This is a genomic window from Bradyrhizobium sp. WD16 (genome assembly GCF_024181725.1).
In the GTDB taxonomy this organism is placed as follows: domain Bacteria; phylum Pseudomonadota; class Alphaproteobacteria; order Rhizobiales; family Xanthobacteraceae; genus Bradyrhizobium_A.
The window spans coordinates 60,004-79,462 of sequence record NZ_CP028908.1 but is presented as its reverse complement, the minus strand read 5'-3'; the positions used below and the strand labels follow the sequence as shown (position 1 = coordinate 79,462).

Annotated in this window: 17 protein-coding genes and 1 pseudogene; 8 read left to right on the top strand and 10 right to left on the bottom strand. The window is 63.9% G+C overall.

The features are described from left to right. Positions 1-50: 50 nt before the first annotated feature. Positions 51-1,160 (bottom strand): ABC transporter ATP-binding protein, encoded by a 1,110-nt coding sequence (locus DB459_RS00345; protein ID WP_253710702.1) that lies wholly within the window; start codon positions 1,158-1,160, stop codon positions 51-53. A gap of 339 nt (positions 1,161-1,499) precedes the next feature. After that, positions 1,500-1,748, bottom strand: coding sequence for a hypothetical protein (locus tag DB459_RS00340; protein WP_253710699.1), 249 nt, complete (start codon positions 1,746-1,748; stop codon positions 1,500-1,502). Here DB459_RS00340 and DB459_RS00335 point away from each other — a divergent pair. The 3 genes from DB459_RS00335 (at position 1,747) to DB459_RS00325 (ending at position 12,144) form a co-directional block, all read left to right on the top strand. Further along, a complete protein-coding gene (locus DB459_RS00335) occupies positions 1,747-2,613 on the top strand; it encodes a DUF4238 domain-containing protein (RefSeq protein ID WP_253710695.1) in 867 nt (288 codons plus the stop codon). The genes DB459_RS00340 and DB459_RS00335 overlap by 2 nt on opposite strands. A 558-nt stretch (positions 2,614-3,171) precedes the next feature. Beyond that, positions 3,172-3,447 (top strand): hypothetical protein, encoded by a 276-nt coding sequence (locus tag DB459_RS00330; protein ID WP_253710692.1) that lies wholly within the window; start codon positions 3,172-3,174, stop codon positions 3,445-3,447. Positions 3,448-3,543: 96 nt separating this feature from the next. Beyond that, positions 3,544-12,144 carry a GH36-type glycosyl hydrolase domain-containing protein gene (locus DB459_RS00325; RefSeq protein WP_253710689.1) on the top strand — a complete coding sequence of 2,867 codons (8,601 nt, stop codon included), beginning with the start codon at positions 3,544-3,546 and terminating at the stop codon, positions 12,142-12,144. A 92-nt stretch (positions 12,145-12,236) separates the two neighbouring features. Here DB459_RS00325 and DB459_RS00320 read toward each other — a convergent pair whose 3' ends face one another. After that, a complete protein-coding gene (locus tag DB459_RS00320; protein ID WP_253710686.1) occupies positions 12,237-12,419 on the bottom strand; it encodes a hypothetical protein in 183 nt (60 codons plus the stop codon). Between DB459_RS00320 and DB459_RS00315 the strand changes: the two genes are divergently transcribed. The 5 genes and pseudogenes from DB459_RS00315 to DB459_RS00295 all read left to right on the top strand — a co-directional run bounded on the left by DB459_RS00315 (position 12,418) and on the right by DB459_RS00295 (position 15,075). Then, the gene (locus DB459_RS00315; RefSeq protein WP_253710683.1) at positions 12,418-12,714 is read left to right on the top strand and encodes an HU family DNA-binding protein; all 297 of its coding nucleotides are present in this window, start codon (positions 12,418-12,420) and stop codon (positions 12,712-12,714) included. The two genes, DB459_RS00320 and DB459_RS00315, sit on opposite strands and share 2 nt — an antisense overlap. Before the next feature lie 658 nt (positions 12,715-13,372). Then, positions 13,373-13,735, top strand: coding sequence for an aldehyde dehydrogenase family protein (locus DB459_RS00310; RefSeq protein WP_253710681.1), 363 nt, complete (start codon positions 13,373-13,375; stop codon positions 13,733-13,735). A 2-nt stretch (positions 13,736-13,737) separates the two neighbouring features. Next, positions 13,738-13,976, top strand: a pseudogene (locus tag DB459_RS00305) (GMC oxidoreductase); the annotation flags it as partial. A gap of 32 nt (positions 13,977-14,008) precedes the next feature. After that, positions 14,009-14,158 carry a hypothetical protein gene (locus DB459_RS00300; protein WP_253710678.1) on the top strand — a complete coding sequence of 50 codons (150 nt, stop codon included), beginning with the start codon at positions 14,009-14,011 and terminating at the stop codon, positions 14,156-14,158. Positions 14,159-14,196: 38 nt separating this feature from the next. Continuing rightward, positions 14,197-15,075 carry a transporter gene (locus DB459_RS00295; RefSeq protein ID WP_253710674.1) on the top strand — a complete coding sequence of 293 codons (879 nt, stop codon included), beginning with the start codon at positions 14,197-14,199 and terminating at the stop codon, positions 15,073-15,075. 157 nt (positions 15,076-15,232) lie between these two features. On the opposite strand, the gene DB459_RS00290 is transcribed toward DB459_RS00295, so the two are convergent. From DB459_RS00290 to DB459_RS00260, 7 genes are all read right to left on the bottom strand, one after another. After that, on the bottom strand, positions 15,233-15,388 hold the full coding sequence (locus DB459_RS00290; protein WP_253710671.1) for a DUF3096 domain-containing protein: 156 nt from the start codon (positions 15,386-15,388) through the stop codon (positions 15,233-15,235). Positions 15,389-15,443: 55 nt separating this feature from the next. Beyond that, positions 15,444-15,641, bottom strand: a complete 198-nt coding sequence (locus tag DB459_RS00285; protein ID WP_253710668.1) for a hypothetical protein — start codon at positions 15,639-15,641, stop codon at positions 15,444-15,446. Between the two features lie 365 nt (positions 15,642-16,006). After that, the gene (locus DB459_RS00280) at positions 16,007-16,150 is read right to left on the bottom strand and encodes a hypothetical protein (RefSeq protein WP_253710665.1); all 144 of its coding nucleotides are present in this window, start codon (positions 16,148-16,150) and stop codon (positions 16,007-16,009) included. A 10-nt stretch (positions 16,151-16,160) separates the two neighbouring features. After that, positions 16,161-16,502, bottom strand: a complete 342-nt coding sequence (locus DB459_RS00275) for a hypothetical protein (RefSeq protein ID WP_253710662.1) — start codon at positions 16,500-16,502, stop codon at positions 16,161-16,163. Between the two features lie 168 nt (positions 16,503-16,670). Next, positions 16,671-17,150: an Hsp20/alpha crystallin family protein gene (locus DB459_RS00270; RefSeq protein ID WP_253710659.1), complete on the bottom strand. Its 480-nt coding sequence runs from the start codon at positions 17,148-17,150 to the stop codon at positions 16,671-16,673. 179 nt (positions 17,151-17,329) lie between these two features. Then, positions 17,330-18,121: a sensor histidine kinase gene (locus DB459_RS00265; RefSeq protein WP_253710657.1), complete on the bottom strand. Its 792-nt coding sequence runs from the start codon at positions 18,119-18,121 to the stop codon at positions 17,330-17,332. Between the two features lie 522 nt (positions 18,122-18,643). Further along, the gene (locus DB459_RS00260) at positions 18,644-19,435 is read right to left on the bottom strand and encodes a DJ-1/PfpI family protein (RefSeq protein WP_253710654.1); all 792 of its coding nucleotides are present in this window, start codon (positions 19,433-19,435) and stop codon (positions 18,644-18,646) included. Positions 19,436-19,459 lie beyond the last annotated feature (24 nt).

Genomic DNA, 19,459 nt, shown 5'->3' with positions numbered 1-19,459 from the left:
GAGGTGATGCGTCGAGGCCCGATCGCCCGGGAGCCGACGGCTGCGTTCGATCATGCGGGATCAAGGGCCAGGCAGTCCTCGGGGCGGAAGGTGATGGACACGCATTGGCCATGGCTCAGGCCTCCGTGGGCGCCCGGCTGAAGCTTGACCATGAACTCGCCGTTGCCGGCGACCTGGAGCACGGCCAGCGCGTGGTCGCCGAGGTAGATGGTGTTCTGCACCGTTGCCGGCAGGCGGTTCGGCCCCTCGGTGGCGGCCCTGTCCGCGAGGATGGAGATCCGCTCCGGCCGCACCGACAGCGAGGTGGCGGCGCCGGCGCCGGCCACGTTGACCGCCCGGGCCACGACGGAGCCGCCGGCGGCCAGGGCGACGCGGCAATATCCCCGTTCGATATTTTCGACGGTGCCGGCCAGCACGTTGTTCTCGCCGATGAAGTTGGCGACGAAGCTGTTCACCGGGCGCTCGTACAGTGCGTCGGGCTTGTCGATCTGCTGCACGATCCCGTCGTTGAACACGGCGATGCGGTCCGACATGGTGAGCGCCTCGCCCTGGTCGTGGGTGACGTAGACGACGGTGATGCCCGTCGTCTCGTGCAGTTGCTTGATCTCAAGCTGCATTTGCTCGCGCAGGCGCTTGTCCAGGGCGCCCAGCGGCTCGTCCATCAGCACAAGACGCGGGTTGAAAACCAGCGCGCGGGCCAGCGCGACGCGCTGCTGCTGGCCGCCGGACAGCTGCCCCGGCCGCCGGTGCGCCAGGTTTTCCAGCCTGATCATGCGCAGCGCCGTCCGCACGCGCTCCCGCGCCTCCCCCTTGTCGATCTTGCGGACGGACAGCGGGAAGGCGACGTTTTCCTCGATCGTCAGGTGCGGAAACAGGGCGTAGTTCTGGAAGACCATGCCGATGTCGCGCTTGTGCGGCGGCATGTTCTTGATGGGCCGGTCGGCAAGGTAGATCTCGCCATGGGTCGGAACCTCGAAGCCCGCCAGCATCATCAGCGTCGTCGTCTTGCCCGAACCCGAAGGGCCGAGCAGGGTGACGAACTCGCCCTTCCTGATGTCGAGGTCGAGGTTCTTCACCACGAGGTGCTCGCCGTCGTAGGTCTTCTGGATGCCGCTAAAGCGCACCAAAGCTGGCGCGGGCGTGATCACGCCGCCTTCCATGCGTCCTCCTGTGCCGTTGATGAGCTGGTCGGGCCTCCGCTCCGATGGAATCGGAGCGGAGGCTCCAGGTTTTGTTCTGACGCGTTTTCTTCGCGCGAACCGGTATCCACTTCGCGGGAAAACGCTCCGGCATCAGCGAGGATTTCCAGACGATGCGGCGTCGACTTTACGACGCCGGACGGGGGCAACGTCCAGTCCGTGATCGACCCGCAAAGACCATCGGCGACAGTCGAGATCGGATTCGGCAACCAAAACTTCCCTGCCACTGGCCATGGGCGATGTATTCTCCCGGAAGCGTGCGCCCGCGCGTCCGCGCTGGCAGGCTGCAGGCGGGGTCCGCTACAGCGCCGTCAGCACCTCGTCGAGGGCGGCGACGAGCAGCTTAGCATCGTCGGACGAGAATACCAGCGGCGGGTGCATCTTCAGGATGTGCCCTTCATGCATCGTCGCGCTGACGAGTCCCCGGGCGCTGGCGCATGCCATTGACCACGCCGGCGGCGGACAGTGACGAGCCGTGCCGGAAATGCGTAATATAGCGATGGTGATGCCGGCCTGGCCCGAAGGCAGACGGGAGCGCGGGTCCGCCATGAACGAGCCGAAGAAGCACCATTACATTCCGCAGTTCTATCTGTCGGGGTGGTGCGCCAGCGACGGGCGCGTCGTGTATTACCGGCGCGTTCCCGGCCGCGTCGTCGAGGGCCGCATCGCGCCACGATCAACCGGCTTCGAGGAGAACCTCTATACGCTGGCGCATCTGCACGAGAGCGTGCGGCAGGCGGTCGAAACGGAAGTGACCGCCGATGTCGACAACCGGGCGTCTGTCGCGCTTCGGAAAATGACGGCGGCAAGGAGCGCGCTGACCCTGACGCCGGACGAGCGGCGCGCATGGTCGCAGTTCATCGTCTCGCTGCCGATCCGCAATCCGGAAGCCGTCGCGGACATCAAGCAAACCCCGACCCGAAGCGTGATGGAGAGGGCCTTCGCGACGGCGAAGCAGCAATGTCCCGAATGGGCCGGGGAGGGCGATGTTCACGCCGCGTTCGAGGGCGGCGTCGATGACGATCATCTGTCGCGGTTTGTATCCGCCAATTACGGCCTGATGATCATCAGCGAGCTGATGCGCAATCCCGACTATCACCGGATCATTCTCGACATGCATTGGTGGGTGGCGGACCTCGCGGCGGCCGGCATCAGCCTGATCACCGCCGACCGACCGTACAAGACATTCCGGTCGATCCGGCACCCGCGTTGCCTGATCTATGTTCCGATCGGGCCGAAGCTTGCCTTCTATGCGTCCCCTGACCCCAACAAGAAGAAACAGCTGCTCGGCCTGCCGCCGAAGTTCATCGTGAAGACCATGAACCGTGCCCTCGCCATGCTCGCGGCAAAGTTCATTTATGCCGCCGACGCGCAGCACGGCCCGCTTGCCGCGAAGTGGCTTTCGACCCGCTAGTGTCCTGTCTCCGAATTGCCGCCCCATTTGCCTCACGCTCGCACGGTAATTCGGAGACATAAGGACACTAGCAAAATCAAAATGCTAGTGTGGTGGATCTGACGCTCGTCTCAGTATTGCAGCGAGTTCTTCGAACGCGCGTCAGATCCAAAACCACACTAGAATCATAATGATGCTAGTGTCCCCTTGTTTCCAACGTTCGTATGAGCGCCTGCTGCAATGGGATACGAACGTTGGAAACAGGACACTAGTGTGGCTTATGTCTCGCAATTGCCTGCGAGAGGCTTGCCGCAAAGGCGGTAGGCAATTGCGAGACGCCACACTAGCGCGGTGGATCTGGCGCTCGTATCAGCATTGCAGTGAATTCGTCGTACGCGCGTCAGATCCCAAACGCGCGGCCTTCACCGGCGTCATCGGAGCCGCCGGAACATTTGATGTAGATCAACTCCGCCGGTTCGTCACGCGGTTGAATGAAACTCATCTGCGGTTCCGATCGCTCGCCACATCGTGAGGTAGCGAAGTACGTAATTCCGTGCAGCCCATTCGCGGGGAGGTGCGATGATTACATTCTGCGTTGTCAAAGAGCAGTACGGCTGGGCCATCCGGATGGATAAACGCATGATGACGCCGTTCTGGTCGAGAGATATGGCGATCCGCGAGGCAAACTGTCTGGCCCGCGCCATCCGCTGCCATGGCGAGTGCGCCGAAGTCATTGTCGAGGGGGCCGTCCCGAGCGAGCCGCTGGCGGACACAGCGGACACGGGTATGTTGTTTCCCAGGTTCGTGAGTCAGCCGCAGCATCTTCCGGACACGAACGTCGGAAAGCGGCCATGAGATCCGTCCCGGCTTGAGGCCGCTCCCGACGAATGGTGGGAGTGTGGGACGCTGACTGGCCGGCGGCCAGGTCCACGTTGAAGGGGCCGCACGACCATGCGTGTCGAGATCGATGACTTCGCGGGCCGGCGCAGACCTCGCCTCAAGCGTGCGCTGAGCTTGCGGTTTCGACGATGGCTGGGGACACGTGGATCGTCCCCGCCGTGGGACGACGGAGCTCCCATCCGGTCCGAGCTCTTCAGCGTCGAGCGGCTTGAAGAACACGCCCGCAGCCTTGCCTCCGCACAAGCGGTGGTGCCCTACCACGTCAAGGGCCCGTCATTGACGGCAAGGCTTGCCGACAACGAGGCTGTGCTTCTGGCGGCCTACCGCGACGTCGCCAAGGCTGTCGATGCGGGGGCGGCCATCACCCCGACGGCCGAGTGGCTGATCGACAACTTTCACGTGGTGGAGAAGCAGATCCGCGAGGTGCGGGTGGATCTGCCGGCCGGCTACTATCGGCAGCTGCCGAAGCTCGCCGGCGGACCCTTCGCGGGGTATCCGCGGGTGCTCGGCGTGGCGTGGGCGTACGTGGCCCACACCGACAGCCTCTTCGACCCGGAGGTGCTACGCCGCTACCTGCGCGCCTATCAGGACGTGCAGCCGCTGAGTATCGGCGAACTGTGGGCGGTGGCGACCACCCTGCGCATCGTGCTCGTCGAGAACCTCAGGCGGATCGCCGAGCGCATCGTCGACAGCCGGGCCGGGCGCGGCGCCGCGGATATCGTGGCGGACCGGTTGCTGGGGGCTGGCGGCCGCGTCGTCGAACCAGCCGGCGCCGTGCTTCCGCCGCATCCGGAGACAACGTTCCCAGACAGTTTTCTCATGCAGCTGGTCCATCGCTTGCGCGACCAGGATCCCGGCATCGCGCCGGCGTTGGAGTGGCTCGACGCGCAACTGGCCCGGCAGGGAACGACCGCCGAAGCCGTCGTCCGCGGCGAGCACCAGAGGCAGGTCGCCGGCACCGTCACGGTGCGAAACATCATCACCAGCATGCGCCTCATCACCGATGTCGATTGGACGGAGCTGTTCGAGCGCGTCAGCCTGGTCGATGACGTCTTCAAGGCCGGCAGCGCCTTCGAACACATGGATTTCCCGTCGCGCAATCTCTATCGCGACGCGGTCGAACACCTCGCTCGCGGCTGTGAGCTCACCGAATTGGAGATTGCCCACGCGGCGGTGGACAAGGCGAGGCACGCGTCCGAGGCGCGTGCCGATGACGGCGACCTCCGCCTGACAGATCCCGGTTACTATCTTTTCGCGGGCGGGCGGGCCGGGTTCGAAGTGGCGATCGGTTTCAGGCCCTCTCCGCTGAGCTGGCCGCGGCGAGCCTATCGCGCGCTGGGAATCGGCGGCTATGTCGGCTCCGGCGCGATGGTCGCAGCCGGCCTGCTGGCCGTCCCGTTGTCCGTCGCCGCATCGGGCGGCCTGGGGTGGAAATGGCTGCTGTTGCTCGGGATTCTCGGAATCGTCCCGGCGATCGACCTGGCCGTTGCGTTCGTCAACTACCTCGTCACCCGAGGCTTCCGCGCCACCTTGCTGCCGGCGCTCGAACTGCGTGGCGGTGTCACCGCGGACCTGCGCACTCTTGTCGCCGTGCCGACGTTGCTGACCTCGCTCAAGGAAATCGAGGAACAGATCGGCAGGCTCGAGATCCACTACCTGGCAAGCGCTCAGGGTGATCTTCATTTCGCACTGCTGTCCGATTGGCGCGATGCGCCAAGCGAGCGCGAGGACGGTGACGATGAGCTGCTGACTGCCGCGAAACAGCGCATCGCGAGGCTGAACCAACGCTACGGACCCGCCCCGGGGGGCGAGCGCTTCCTGCTGCTGCATCGGCGGCGCGTGTGGAGCGAGAGCGAAGGCTGCTGTATGGGGTGGGAGCGAAAGCGCGGGAAGCTGTGCGAGCTCAATCGGCTGCTGCGAGGCGCCAAGGACACCACATTCGTGGCGCCCTCGACCGTGCCCGATAACGTGCGCTACGTCATTACGCTCGATGCGGACACGCGGCTGCCGCGCGAGACGGTCGGACGGCTCATCGGCAAGATGGCGCATCCTCTCAACCGGCCGCGCTTCGACGCAGATCTGGGGCGAGTCGTCGAAGGCTACGGTATCCTGCAGCCGAGGGTTACGCCGGCCCTGCCGGTGGGACGCGAAGGTTCGCTCTTCCTGCGCGTGTTCTCCCGCGCAACCGGCATAGATCCCTACGCCGCAGCGGTCTCGGACGTGTACCAGGACCTCTTCGGTGAAGGCTCCTATACGGGCAAGGGCATCTACGACGTAGACGCCTTCGAAGCGGCGCTGCACGGACGCGTGCCCGAGTCGACGCTCCTCAGCCATGATCTGTTCGAGGGGATATTCGCCCGCGCCGGCCTGGCCTCCGATGTCGAGGTGGTGGAGGATTTTCCGCCTCGCTACGACGTTGCCGCTGTTCGTCACCACCGCTGGGCGCGTGGCGATTGGCAGCTGCTGCCCTGGCTCTTCGGACGTGGGCCCAGTCGGCCCGATCATCGGCCGATGTCGGCGGTTCCCGCGATCGGCCGCTGGAAGATGCTCGATAACCTGCGGCGGTCGCTGGCTGCACCGGCGACTGTCGCGGCGCTGATCGCAGGATGGGCGATGCCGCTTGAAGAAGCGGCGGTCTGGACGGTCTTCGTTCTGTCGACGATGGTGCTGCCGCCGCTTATTCCCGTGATCGCGGAGATCGCGCCGCGCCGTCCCGGCGTGACGCTGCGCAGCCATGTCCAGGCGCTGGGCGAGGACCTGCGCCTCGCGCTTGTCCAGTCCGGCCTGATGGTCGTCTTCCTGGCGCACCAGGCCTGGCTGATGGGGGACGCAATCGTTCGCACCCTGGTACGGCTCGCGGTTACGCGCCGCAACCTTCTCGAATGGGTCCCCGCGGCCCACGCCGCGTCCGGGCCGCGTCCACGCATGCCGGGCTTCTACCGGCGAATGTCGGGGGCCCTGGTCATCGGCGCCGTGGCCATGGGCGTGGCCCTGTTCTGGGGACGACAAACCTGGCCCTTGGCCGCCGTGTTCGCCGGCGCCTGGTTCGCCTCTCCGATCGTCGCCCTTTGGGCGAGCCTGTCGCCCCGGGTCTTGGGCCGGCGCCCGCTGGCCGTGGCCGACGCGGCCAGTCTACGCCGGATAGCCCGAAGGACATGGCGCTTCTTCCAAGCCTCGGTCACACCGACCGACAACATGCTTCCGCCGGACAATTTGCAGGAAGCTCCGGCGTTCGTGCTGGCCCATCGCACATCGCCGACCAACATCGGCCTCTATCTGTTGTCGGTCGCGTGCGCGCGGGACTTCGGATGGATCGGGACCATCGAGGCCGTGGAGCGGCTCGAGGCGACGCTCGCGACCATGGATCGGCTGGCGAAGCACCGGGGCCACTTCTTCAATTGGTACGATACCCGTGACCTGCGCCCGCTCGATCCGCAATACGTGTCCTCGGTCGACAGCGGGAACCTCGCCGGACACCTGATCGCGCTCGCCAACGCCTGCCGTGAATGGCGCACCTCGGCCGTGGCGGAGCAGCAGCGCCTCCAGGGCGTGGCGGATGCCCTCGACCTCGTTCGGGACGAGGCGCGCCGGTTGCGCGACCTGCGCAAGTCCCAGGCGGTGTCATGGCGGCGGCTCGATGACGAGATCGGACGGCTGGCTTGCGGCCTGCTTCAGGCGAGCGCCGACGGCATCGATATCGAACGGCGGTTTGCGGACCTTTCCGAACAGGCCGCGACCCTGGCCGACGTCGTCCATCAGACCGTTCTCGAAGAAAGCGACCAGGCGGGCGCGGACCTGCAGTTCTGGGCGGATGCAGCCGGTGCCTGCATAGAAAGTCACCGGCGCGATCTTCGCGCGACCAGCGCAGCCGCGCTGGAGCCGCGGCTGAAGGCGCTGGAGGAGGCGGCGCGGTCGACGGCGCTGTCGATGGAGTTCGACTTTCTGCTCGACCCCGACCGGCTGCTGCTGTCGATCGGATATCGGGCATCCGAGGGAGAGCTCGATCCGCGTTGTTATGACCTTCTCGCCTCGGAGGCGAGGCTCGCAAGCTTCTTCGCCATCGCCAAGCGGGACGCACCGGCGCGGCATTGGTTCCGGCTGGGCCGAGCGGTGACCGCGGTCGCAAACGGCGCGGCACTGATCTCGTGGTCGGGTTCGATGTTCGAGTACCTGATGCCTTCCATCGTCATGAGGGCGCCGGCCGAGAGCCTGATCGAGCAGACCAATCGGCTGATCGTCCGCCGCCAGATCGAGTATGGAACGACGATGCGGGCGCCCTGGGGCGTGTCGGAGTCCGCCTACAACGCGCAAGATCTGGAGTTCACGTACCAATACTCCAACTTCGGCATTCCGGGTCTCGGCCTGAAGAGAGGGCTGGCGGACAATGCGGTGGTCGCTCCCTACGCCACCGCTCTGGCGTGCATGGTCGATCCTCAGGCCGCAGTAAGGAACTTCGAGCGGCTCGAGTCCCTCGGCGCCCGCGGCCGTTACGGTTTCTACGAGGCGCTGGACTTCACGCGAGCCCGGATCCCGGACGGAGATCGCGTCGCCATTGTGCGCGCTTTCATGGCCCACCACCAAGGCATGACGATCACCGCGATCGCCGATGCCCTGCTGGACGGCTTGATGCGAAACCGTTTCCATGCCGAGCCGATCGTGGAAGCGACCGAGTTGCTTCTGCAGGAGCGCGTGCCGCGCGAGGTCACGGCCACTCCGCCGTTGGTCTCGGATGTGATGTCGGCGGCCAGGATCCGCGAGATCGAAGGACCCGGCACCTGGCGAAAGGCCAGCCCGTACAGCGCTGCGCCGGCCACGCAGCTGTTGTCGAACGGCCGCTACTCCGTGATGCTTACGGCGGCCGGGTCCGGCTACAGCGCCTGGCGCGACCTGGCTGTGACGCGCTGGCGAGAGGACGCCACCTGCGACGACTGGGGCTCGTACATCTTCTTGAGGGACATCGCGAGCGACGAGGTCTGGTCGGCGACCTACCAGCCGATCGGGATCGAGCCTGAAGCGTACGAGGTCACCTACAACGAGGATCGCGCCGCGTACACGCGTCGGGACGGGGCGCTGGTGACCAATCTGGAGGTGCTGGTTTCCGCCGAAGACGATGCGGAAGTGCGCCGCGTGACCATCGCCAACCTCGGCGACCAACCGCGCGAGATCGAGGTGACGTCCTATGTCGAACTGGTTCTGGCGTCACAGGCCGCAGACGCGGCACACCCGGCATTCTCGAAACTGTTCATCGAGACCGAGCATCTCGCCGGCCTCGGCGCCGTATTGGCGACGAGGCGGCGGCGGGCGCCCACGGAACCGCAGGTATGGGCTGCGCACCTGGCGGTTGTCGACGGCATGGCGGCGGGCCAGCGCGAGTTCGAGACCGATCGTGCGCGGTTCCTGGGGCGCGGCGGCAGCATTCGCGCACCGGGCGCAGTGATGGGCGGCCGGCCTCTCTCCGGCTCGACCGGTGCGGTGCTCGATCCGATCTTTGCCCTGCGCCGCCGGGTGCGGATCGCGCCGGGCGCGACGGCCCGAATCGACTTCTGGACGATGGTCGCCTCCTCACGCCAGGAGATCCTCGATCTTGCCGACAAGCACCACGATGTCGGCGCCTTCGAGCGCGCCGCCGCGCTCGCCTGGACGCAAGCCCAAGTGCAATTGCACCACCTCGGCGTGACGCGCGGCGAGGCCGGGCATTACCAGCGTCTGGCGGGGCACCTGATCTATGCGGCGCCCGGGCTCCGCGCGCCGTCGGAAGCCATCGAAAGCGGGAGTGGTGGGCAGCCGGGTCTGTGGGGCATGGGCATATCCGGCGATCTGCCGATCATCCTCGTCCGCATCTCCGACCTCGACCAACTCGACGTGGCGCGCGAGGCGCTCCAGGCGGTGGAATATTGGCGGATGAAACGGCTCGCGGTGGACCTCGTGATCATCAACGAGCTCGCTTCCTCCTACGTTCAGGATCTCCAGAGCGCGCTGGAAACCATGGTGAGGGCCAGCCAGTCCCGGGCCCGGATTGGAGAAGACGGGCCACCCGGGCACACCTTCATGCTGCGCTCGGACCTGACCTCGCCGTCGGCCGTCGGCCTTCTTGCGTCGGTCGCGCGGATTATCCTGGTCGGAGCGCGCGGACGGCTCGCCGATCAGCTTCAACGCGCGCCCGAGGCGAGGCCGTTGCCCCGGGTCACGGCACCGCGTGCTCTGCCCGCTTCCGAGCTCCAGATCTCGCGACGGCCCCCTGGCGTGGAGTACTTCAACAGCCTCGGCGGCTTCGCCGAGGGCGGCCGCGAATACGTCACGGTCCTCGGCCCGGGCCAATCGACGCCGGTGCCGTGGATCAACGTGATCGCCAATCCCGACTTCGGTTTCCTGGTGTCCGCGGAAGGCGGCGGTTACGCCTGGTCCGTGAACAGCCGCGAGCATCAGCTGACGCCTTGGTCCAACGACCCGGTCACAGATCAGCCGGGCCAGGCCTTCTATCTCCGGGACGAGGAGACCGGACGTCTGTGGAGCCCCACGGCGTTGCCGATCCGGGACGAAGCGGCGACCTATTCGGCGCGCCATGGCTGGGGTTACAGCCGTTTCGAGCACACCTCGCAGGGCATCGACGCCGAGCTCCTGGAATATGTGCCGCTCGCCGATCCGGTGAAGATCTCGCGCTTGAGAATGCGCAATCTTTCGAGCCGCACCAGACGGCTGTCGGTGACGGCATATGTGGAATGGGTTCTCGGCGCGTCCCGCGGCGCGGCGGCGCCATCGATCACCACCCGCATCGATCCGGACAGCGGGGCGATGCTTGCAAACAACCTGTGGAACCCGGCCTTCGCGAGGCGCTGTGCCTTCGCGGACCTGGCCGGGCGCCAGACGAGCTGGACGGGCGATCGCCGGGAGTTCATCGGCCGCAACGGCGCGCTCGCCTGGCCGGCGGCGCTGATCAACGGGACTTCGCTATCGGGGCGGGTCGGCTCCGGGGTGGATCCCTGCGCCGCTCTCCAGACCACGGTCGAGATCGCGCCGAACGGTGTTGCCGAAATCGTCTTCTTCCTCGGCGATGCCCAGGACGAGGCGGAGGCGCGGTCGCTGATCGCGCGCTACCGTCGGTCGGACCTCGACGCCGTGCTCACCGAGGTCCGCGGATTTTGGGATGAGATCGCCGGCGCAGTCCAGGTCAAGACACCGGACCGGTCGATGGACATCATGCTCAACGGCTGGCTCGCCTACCAGACGCTCGCCTGCCGTGTCTGGGCGCGATCGGGTTTCTATCAAGCCAGCGGCGCCTATGGCTTCCGGGACCAGCTGCAGGACTGCATGGCGCTCGCCACGATCCGCCCGTCGATCACCCGCGAACATCTCCTCAGGACCGCGAGCCGCCAGTTCGTCGAGGGCGACGTCCAGCACTGGTGGCTCCCGCACTCGGGCCAGGGCGTGCGCACGCGCATATCGGATGACCGCGTGTGGCTCGCCTACGCCGTCGCACACTATGTGAGAGTTGCCGCCGACCCCCTCGTGCTCGATGAAGTCGTCCCGTTCCTGACGGGCCAGACGCTGGAGCCGGGCGAGAGCGACAGCTTCTTCCAGCCGACCGTCTCGAACGAGAGCGGCAGCCTCTACGAGCATTGTGCCCGGGCGCTGGACGCGAGCCTGGCGGTCGGCAGCCATGGCCTGCCGCTGATCGGCGGCGGCGATTGGAACGACGGCATGAACCGTGTCGGCGAAGGTGGCCGGGGCGAGAGCGTCTGGCTCGGCTGGCTGTTGCACGCCACTCTCGACGTCTTCGCAACCATCGCCGATGGGCGCGGCGACGCAGCGCGGGCGGCGAACTGGCGCAAGCACATGCAGGCGCTGACGACTGGCCTGGAAAGCGAAGCCTGGGACGGCGACTGGTATCGGCGCGGCTGGTTCGACGACGGCACTCCGCTGGGCTCGGCAACGAACGATGAGTGCCGCATCGATTCGATTTCCCAATCCTGGGCCGTGATCTCCGGCGCGGCGCAGCCCGACCGCGCGGCCCAAGGCATGAGGGCGCTCGACCGCGAGCTGATTCTGCACCACCACGGCCTGGCGTTGCTGTTCACGCCGCCGTTCGACCGCTCGGCGCTCGACCCTGGTTACATCAAGGGCTATCCGCCGGGCGTGCGCGAGAATGGCGGCCAGTATACCCATGCCGCTCTGTGGTCCGTGATGGCCTTTGCAGGCCTCGGCGATGGCGACAAGGCGGCGGCGCTGTTCTGGATACTCAATCCGATCAACCACGCCCGCACGCGCATCGACATGCACCGCTACAAGGTGGAGCCCTATGTCGTCGCCGCCGACGTCTACGCCGCACCCGGTCATGTCGGGCGCGGCGGCTGGACCTGGTACACGGGCTCGGCCGGCTGGATGCAGCGCGCCGGCATCGAGTGCATCCTCGGACTTCGCATCGAGGGCAGTGTTCTGCGTCTCGATCCCTGCATTCCCAAGTCCTGGCCGCGTTTCGAGATCAGGCTCCGCCACGGTTCGTCACGGTACGAGATCCTGGTCGAGAACCCGCAAAGCGTGCAGCGAGGCGTCGCGGCGGCGGAGCTCGATGGCGCGAGGATCGCCGCGCGGCCGCTCGCCGTCCCCCTCGAGGATGACGGCGCCATCCATCGGCTGCGAGTCCGGCTGGGGTAGGTTTTTGTTTTGACGCGGTTTCTTCGCGCGAACCGGTATCCACCTCGCGGGAAAACGCTGTCATCGTCGCCGGACGAAAGTTGGGTGGCAGGTCAGCGAACGCCGAGCAAGCTTGCGTTTTGGGCCTCGATAGGTTTTAAGCGCCCTGACTTCATGACCACAGGCATGAACGAGGAGCGAGCTGCGTGGCGCTGCCGCGCTTCAAACCGGGCGAGGCGCTTCGCGTCGTTCATGCGCTTCAAATTATTCTGAGAGTCCACAAGGGTATCGACCATGGCCAAGATGACCAAGAATCAGTTGATTGACGCAATTGCAGAGGGGACGCAGCTTTCCAAGGCAGACGTCAAGCTCGTTATCGAGCAGATGGCGACCGTCGGCTACAAGGAGCTGAACGAATCCGGCGAGTTCGTCATTCCCGGCTTCGTCAAGATGTCGGTCGTGAACAAGCCGGCGACCGAAGCCCGCAGCGGGATAAATCCTTTCACGAAAGCGCCGATGGAGTTCGCGGCCAAGCCAGCCAGCAAGTCGGTCAAGGCGTCGCCCCTGAAGGTTGTCAAAGACGCTGTCTGAAGCGGGCGGGCCGGTCGAGGCGTGTTCGTTTGTCTGACCGTGGGTTATTCTATCCCACCGTTGGCAGACACCCCCCGGGCACGATGCAGAAAAAAAACGCCCGCGACTTCTGGCGAAGTCGCGGGCACGGTCGTGACGACCGCGACCAGTCTTGGAAGGAAACTGTTGGGTAGAAACTCTTGGGAGGAAACGTCCCATTAGGGACGTCGGCGTGCGCCACCTCTCTGGGGTCGCGCCACAATCTGAGGTCACAGGCCTGCCAACCCTGGGCGGCCATTTCATCGAATAGTCCGGCCAACCCCAGCATGGGGATTTCCAGGCGGGCGATATCCGTTCTGTATCGACCGGAAAGCGGGGGAATTGGCGAGAAGGCGGCGGGCTGCTCCAAAGACACGCTCGATCGTCCCAAGACGTCAGACGATGCAGTATGGCACGTTTTCACCTAGTGTGGCGTCTCGCAATTGCCTATGCCCTTTGCGGCAAGCCCTTGTAGGCAATTGCGAGACAGAAGCCACACTAGCTTTTTGATTTTGCTAGTGTCCCGATGTCTCCGAATGACCGTGCGAGGGTGAGGCAAACGAAGCGGTAATTCGGAGACGGGACACTAGAGGACGTTTTTCCAACGGTAAGATCTCGGCTTGCAGCCGACGACGCTCTGGTGCCGCGCGAATTGGTGGATGCTTTCGTCGGAGAAAGTCGGGCCAGCTTCGCTCGCCTGTTTGGCAACGATGTGGCGGGCAACCCCGATTACACCTCTGTCGTCAATGACCGCCATTTGGCGCGCATTCACGAGTTGCTGGCGGATGCCAAGAGCAAGGGAGGCAGGGTGATTCCCTGCGCCACATACGAGGCATCTCGTCACCGGCGCATGCCGATGCATATCGTGACCGGATGCACGGCCGATATGCGGGTCATGCGGGAGGAATTGTTCGGGTCGATTCTACCGGTGGTTGCCTGCGACACGCTTGACGATGCCATCGCTTTCATCAACCGTGGTGAGCGTTCCCTGGCAAAGGCATGACCGCCGATATCCGCAATCGCGCCGATACTCAATATCACCCCGTCGGGACATGCAAAATGGGCCACCGGACGATCCGATGTCCATCGTCGATGCTCGTTTGCGGGTCAAAGGAATCGCCGGCCTGCGCGTTGCGGACGCGTCCATCGTGCCGACGACGGCCGGGGGCAATACCAATGCTCCGGTGATCATGATCGGTGAAAAGGCTGCGGCTATGATCCGCGAAGATGCACGGCGCGGCTGAACGGCCGCGACGGCAACGGAAGGAACATCGGAATGTCGCTCATAACGGATTTGAGGGAAGTTCCCAAGCAGCTGTCGGTCGCTTCGAAGTGCACGATCGTCGACGGCATCGTCTATTTTGCGATGGGGGGCTGTTTGTCGCGTGATACCCTTGGCATGATGGGCGATGCGTCGGAGGCCTGAGAAAACATCAGAATATCATTCGTCTGGGAGGGGAGAACATGAAGCAATCCATTCGCCTCACCGCCGCATTCGCCGCGCTCTTCGCCTGCGCGACCATGGCGGGCGAGGCCAGGGCGATCGACATTTCGCCAGGCGACTACACCTACCTGCCGGCGGGTACCAATATCGGCCTGGCTTATCTGACCTACCAGTCCGCCAGTTCGTTTCGCGACAAGGCTGGAAATTCATTTCCCGATTCGAAGAGTGAGGCCGCAATCGGCATCGCTCGATTGGTCCACTACGGCGAGACCGCAGGCGTCGGCTGGGGCCTGCAGGCGTTCGTTCCGTTCGGCGCGATCTCGCAGGCGCGGATCGGCGGCGCGGACCTAGCGAAGGCCGACGGACTGGGCGACCTTGTTCTCGGCGCCACCCTTTTTCCGATTCACTCGGCCGATCCCACCGGCACGACGATCGGGATCACCGGCTATCTCGGCCTGCCGATCGGAAACTACAGCCCGACCAAGGCGTCGGTCGGATCAGGGGCGTTCACGTTCACGCCGCAGCTCGGCATCAATCAGGGCCTCGGCAACGGCTTTTTCCTGGATGTCGCGCTTGACGGGTCCTTCTACGGCGATCACACGAACGACGGGATCAGCGTCAAGCAGGATCCCACGCTGCAAACGCAGGCCTATCTTCGATACGCCGTCTCCAAGGCAACGTCGGTGTCCTTTGGCTATTCAGGAACGTTCGGCGGCCAGATTTATTTCAATGGCATCGCGGGACTGACGAAGACCCGCGAAGACCAGTTGAGGCTCTTCGCCAATACGTTCGTTACCCAGACGCTGCAGGTCCAGGGCATGATCGGAACGGATGTAAGCGCAACGGGCGGCTTCAAGAATGCCATTGTGACTCAAATTCGCATTCTGAAAATTTTCTGAATGCATTCCCCAAGACGGCCGACCATGCCCGCGCCGATCGCGACCACCGCGCCTCAAATCGATTGTCGATCGTCCGGCTGCAGCAGTTGCGGTTTTGGATCTGACGCTCGTACGAGGAACTCGCTGCAATGCTGATACGAGCGTCAGATCCACCGCGCTAGCTGACGAAATGGTAGATGCCGTTGAGTCCGATCAAGCCGACCACGATGAGGTAGATGGCGACGATGAAGTTCAACAGCCTCGGCACGATCAGGATCAAGACGCCGGCGAGGAGGGCGACGATCGGCGCAATGTGATTGGCGGCGACAACCATTGCAAATCTCCCGGAAGTTATCGCGATTGCAGCAATTTGACGCGCCGCGCCTGTTCTAAAGCACCGACGGGTATCCGAGCAGCGGAAGCACCCGAGCCACGATCGCTCCCAAACACACCAGCACAACCAGCAACTTCAAGAGATATCCCAGGCGTTGATCCGGAGAGAATTTGTCGATGACCCAGAACAAGATCGCGCCGATGACGACAATAATCAAAATGCCGATGATCAATGAAAGCACGACGATCTCCATCAGGATGGTTGAACGATGCGGTACTATAGTCCGAAGCTTTCCGTGGGCGCAAACAAATGCGATTGGCGGCTGTGATCTATTCGGAGCGGAGGCGCTAGTGTCCCGTCGCCGAATGATCGCCCCATTTGCCTCACCCTCGCACGGTCATTCGGAGACGTCGGGACGCTAGCAAAATCAAAGTGTGGCTTAGGTCTCGCAATTGCCTACGAGACAGGACACTAGGTTTTTGTTTTAACGCGTTTTCTTCGCGGGAAAACGCTTCCAAGTTCCCACGACGCCTCTCCTCACGGAGACGAGTAGCGGTTGAATTCTCGTATCGGCCGGCTCGTGCGGGGTTGATATAAATCGAACCAGTCACCGTCAGGTTATTGGAACAGACCCTCGGCGTCGCCGGCCTGGTCATCGAGCCCCGATCGAACGCGGTTGGAAAGGTCCGCGAAGAAGCCGGCCCAGCGGGCGGGAAAGCCGAGGCCGTGGGCCGGCAGCATGTTCCGCTTGTCTCGCGTCAAGACGGTCGGCTCAGGTGCGAGGCTCATCGGCCGATGGCTGTGAAGAGGTGCGGCGAAGTAATATCCCGCATTCGGAGTCGGAGTTGTCGCCGTCCTCATTGAAGAGCGCTCGCAGCAAACGCCATAGTTCGCGGTGACCAGCGGTTTGACCGCCTTGGGTTAGATAGTCCGCAATATCCATCGTCGCTGTTTGATATTCGACCGAGCCCCCAAGGCCCGTCTCCAGATGCGCCACCTCTCGCAAGACATACAGGCTTTTGCTGTCGGTATCGAAGACAAGGGAACAGCGATCCTCGTGGGTGATCTCGGGGCCGCTTACCTGACGATGCAGTTCTCTTTTCAAGAAGGCCATTTTCCGCTCCCGATGACGACGGCGCGATCGCTAGTGCGGTGGATCTGACGCTCGGTTCAGCATTGGAGCGAGTTCGTCATACGCGCGTCAGATCCCAAACCACACTAGTGTGGCGTCTCGCAATTGCCTTTGTCCTTTGCGGCAAGCCCCTGTAGGCAATTGCGAGACCTAAGCCGCACTAGCAGGGTTCGCGCTCGGTGGAGCGCCCGTCTTGACATCGATCGTCTTGGTGGTCTTCACGGCCTTGGCGGGCTTCTTGATGGCGAGATGCAGCACGCCCTTGTCGAAATGAGCTTCGACGGCTCCCTCGTCCGGCTCGAACGGCAGCGAGATCGATCGATAGAACGAGCCGTAGCTGCGCTCCTCGACGTGCCAATCCTTTTCATCCTTGGTGCTCTCCGCCTTCTTCTCGCCGGAGATGACCAGCTGGTTTCCGTCCAGGCTGACCTTGATATCTTTTTCGTCGACGCCGGGAAGTTCGGCCGTGACTTCGAAGGCATCCCTGGTTTCCGCCACATTGATTGCCGGCGCACCGGCCCCGATACTGGGAGAAGGCAACCCCTGATCGAAAGCGCGAAGCGCGTTTTCCATTTCACGGCGCATCGCCCTGAATGGGTTGGATGCAAGTTCCTGGCTGGTGGTCCACAATCTCGGAAGGCTCATCTGGTCTCTCCATGGATAAAAAGAAATATCCGAAAGGCAGCGTGCTCCTCGCGGCCTTGACGGCCTTGATTTAGCGCAAAATGGCCGGGCGATTTCGCGGCGGAGCCGGCATCGACGAAGGGGCCCGTGAGACGAATTGAACCTGCCTCCCGCCCCGAAAGCAGTTAATCGCCTGCTGCCGGCGGCGCGGGAAACCACACGGTAAATCGCGCGCCCTTGCCGCGGTTGCCAAAGCCGAACCGCAGCTCACCGCCGATCTGGCTGGTGAAGGATTGAATAATTCTCATCCCCAGGCCTTTGCTCGCGCCGGGGTCGAACCCCTCGGGCAAGGCCGGGCCATCATTGGCAACCGAAAGCGCGTAGCCTTGTTTCGGATCCGATTCGAGGCTGATGGCGATCCGGCGTCGGCCGTGCTTCGCCGCGTTCGTGATCAATTCGCTGGCGATGAAGCCGAGCGGAACGGCGGTGCCGGCCGGCAAATCGATTTCACAACCTTCGACGTCGATCTTCCCCGGCGACCCGTCGGAGGACGACATCGCCGAGAAATCGTGGCAGAAGTCCTCGAGGAATTTCCTGAACTCGAATGTTCTCACGCCGTCGTTGGAATTAAGACGATGGTGCATTCGCGCAATCATGGAAACGCGCGTGGCCGCTATGGCCAGTTGCGAGGCCGCTTCGGGATTGGCTGAATTTCGGCTCTGCAGCGAAAGAAGGCTGATGGTCATCTGGAGATCGTTCAACAACCGATGATCGGATTCCGCCTTCAGTAATGCTTGTCTGTGGAGCTGTTCGTCTTTTCGAAGAAGCAGCGCCTCGCTTTCCGCAAGCGCGTTTCGCAATTGGATCTCGATGAGCCGGTACCCTCTCGGCTCCGCAGCGGGCAAAGATTGATCCGGTTCTCGAAAAATCACGCCCGTAGGTAGGCCAGAACCGTCTGACGAACCTTCATCGATCATGATCCGGGCCCCCGTGAGAGATTCGCACTCAAAACAACTGGAGGGTGAAACTAGTGTGGCGTCTCGCAATTGCCTGCCGCCTTTGCGGCAAGCCTCTCCTAGGCAATTGCGAGACATAAGCCACACTAGCACTTTGATTTTGCTAGTGTCCTTATGTCTCCGAATGACCGTGCGAGGGTGAGGCAAACGAAGCGGTAATTCGGAGACAGGACACTAGTGTGGCGTCTCGCAATTGCCTACCGCCTTTGCGGCAAGCCTCTCCTAGGCAATCGCGAGACATGAGCCACACTAGCACTTTGATTTTTCTAGTGTCCTTATGTCTCCGAATGACCGTGCGAGGGTGAGGCAAACGAAGCGGTAATTCGGAGACAGGACACTAGAGCAGCAAAAAGAGGGCCGGATTGATGCAAATCAACCTTGGCCGACGCCCGGTCGCGGCCCCGAGCGGCGGGGGCCGAAACGCCGATGGAGGCGACCGCATGAGAAGCGCGGCCTGATCGCCGTCACGACAGATCCGCTGGCCTACCGTATTGGCACCGCCCGGCAGGCCGCCTCGGCTTGCTTGATGAAATCGACGAACATGTCATTCATCAACTTGCGTGTTTTGGTTGATGCAAGGGCGGGGGTGCCGGATTGGTACGGCGGCTCGGGGGCATATTCGGCGAGCAGTTGCACGGCCTCGGCGTATTGGCGGTCGCGCAGGTCGCCCACCAGCGACAGCCCGAAATCGAGGCCCGCGGTGACCCCGCCGCCCGTGATCCGGTTTCGATCGCGGACGACACGGCCCTCGGCGGGGATCGCGCCGAAGATGTGCAGCAGATCCCGCGTCAGCCAGTGCGATGTCGCCTTGTAGCCGTCGAGCAGGCCGGCGGCGCCAAGCAGGAGCGAGCCGGTGCAGACCGAGGTGACGTAGCGCGCTCTGCTGCCGCGGTCGGCCAGGAAACGCAGCGTCGCCTCATCCCGGATCGCCGAGAGCGTTCCGGACGTTCCGCCCGGCACACAGATGACGTCGAGGTCCCTCGGGCAGTCGTCGAACGACTTCGTGGGGATGATGACGAGGCCGGTGTCGCTGGTGACGGGGGCCGTCGACTTCGCCACGATGTGCGTCGTCGCCCCCATCAGACTGGTGAACATGTAATGCGGCCCGACCATGTCGAGCGCGGTGAAGGATGGGTAGATCAGGAATGCGATCTGTTCCCGACCTATCCGGCTTGCCGCCGTCGCCGACGTGTCGTGCGTCAGCGCCTGCTGATTGGCGCCGTCGGCCGCCCTGGCGGCCGAGCCGAACAGGGCGAACGCGATCAGACCGGCCAAATCTCTTCGTGTCGGTGACATGGC

Coding starts and splice junctions, on each gene's coding strand:
- DB459_RS00275 (WP_253710662.1), bottom strand. CDS start 16,502: ATGGCCTTCTTGAAAAGAGAACTGCATCGTCAGGTAAGCGGCCCCGAG.
- DB459_RS00345 (WP_253710702.1), bottom strand. CDS start 1,160: ATGGAAGGCGGCGTGATCACGCCCGCGCCAGCTTTGGTGCGCTTTAGC.
- DB459_RS00325 (WP_253710689.1), top strand. CDS start 3,544: ATGCGTGTCGAGATCGATGACTTCGCGGGCCGGCGCAGACCTCGCCTC.
- DB459_RS00340 (WP_253710699.1), bottom strand. CDS start 1,748: ATGGCGGACCCGCGCTCCCGTCTGCCTTCGGGCCAGGCCGGCATCACC.
- DB459_RS00300 (WP_253710678.1), top strand. CDS start 14,009: ATGTCGCTCATAACGGATTTGAGGGAAGTTCCCAAGCAGCTGTCGGTC.
- DB459_RS00285 (WP_253710668.1), bottom strand. CDS start 15,641: ATGGAGATCGTCGTGCTTTCATTGATCATCGGCATTTTGATTATTGTC.
- DB459_RS00315 (WP_253710683.1), top strand. CDS start 12,418: ATGGCCAAGATGACCAAGAATCAGTTGATTGACGCAATTGCAGAGGGG.
- DB459_RS00320 (WP_253710686.1), bottom strand. CDS start 12,419: ATGGTCGATACCCTTGTGGACTCTCAGAATAATTTGAAGCGCATGAAC.
- DB459_RS00265 (WP_253710657.1), bottom strand. CDS start 18,121: ATGATCGATGAAGGTTCGTCAGACGGTTCTGGCCTACCTACGGGCGTG.
- DB459_RS00335 (WP_253710695.1), top strand. CDS start 1,747: ATGAACGAGCCGAAGAAGCACCATTACATTCCGCAGTTCTATCTGTCG.
- DB459_RS00295 (WP_253710674.1), top strand. CDS start 14,197: ATGAAGCAATCCATTCGCCTCACCGCCGCATTCGCCGCGCTCTTCGCC.
- DB459_RS00330 (WP_253710692.1), top strand. CDS start 3,172: ATGATTACATTCTGCGTTGTCAAAGAGCAGTACGGCTGGGCCATCCGG.
- DB459_RS00290 (WP_253710671.1), bottom strand. CDS start 15,388: ATGGTTGTCGCCGCCAATCACATTGCGCCGATCGTCGCCCTCCTCGCC.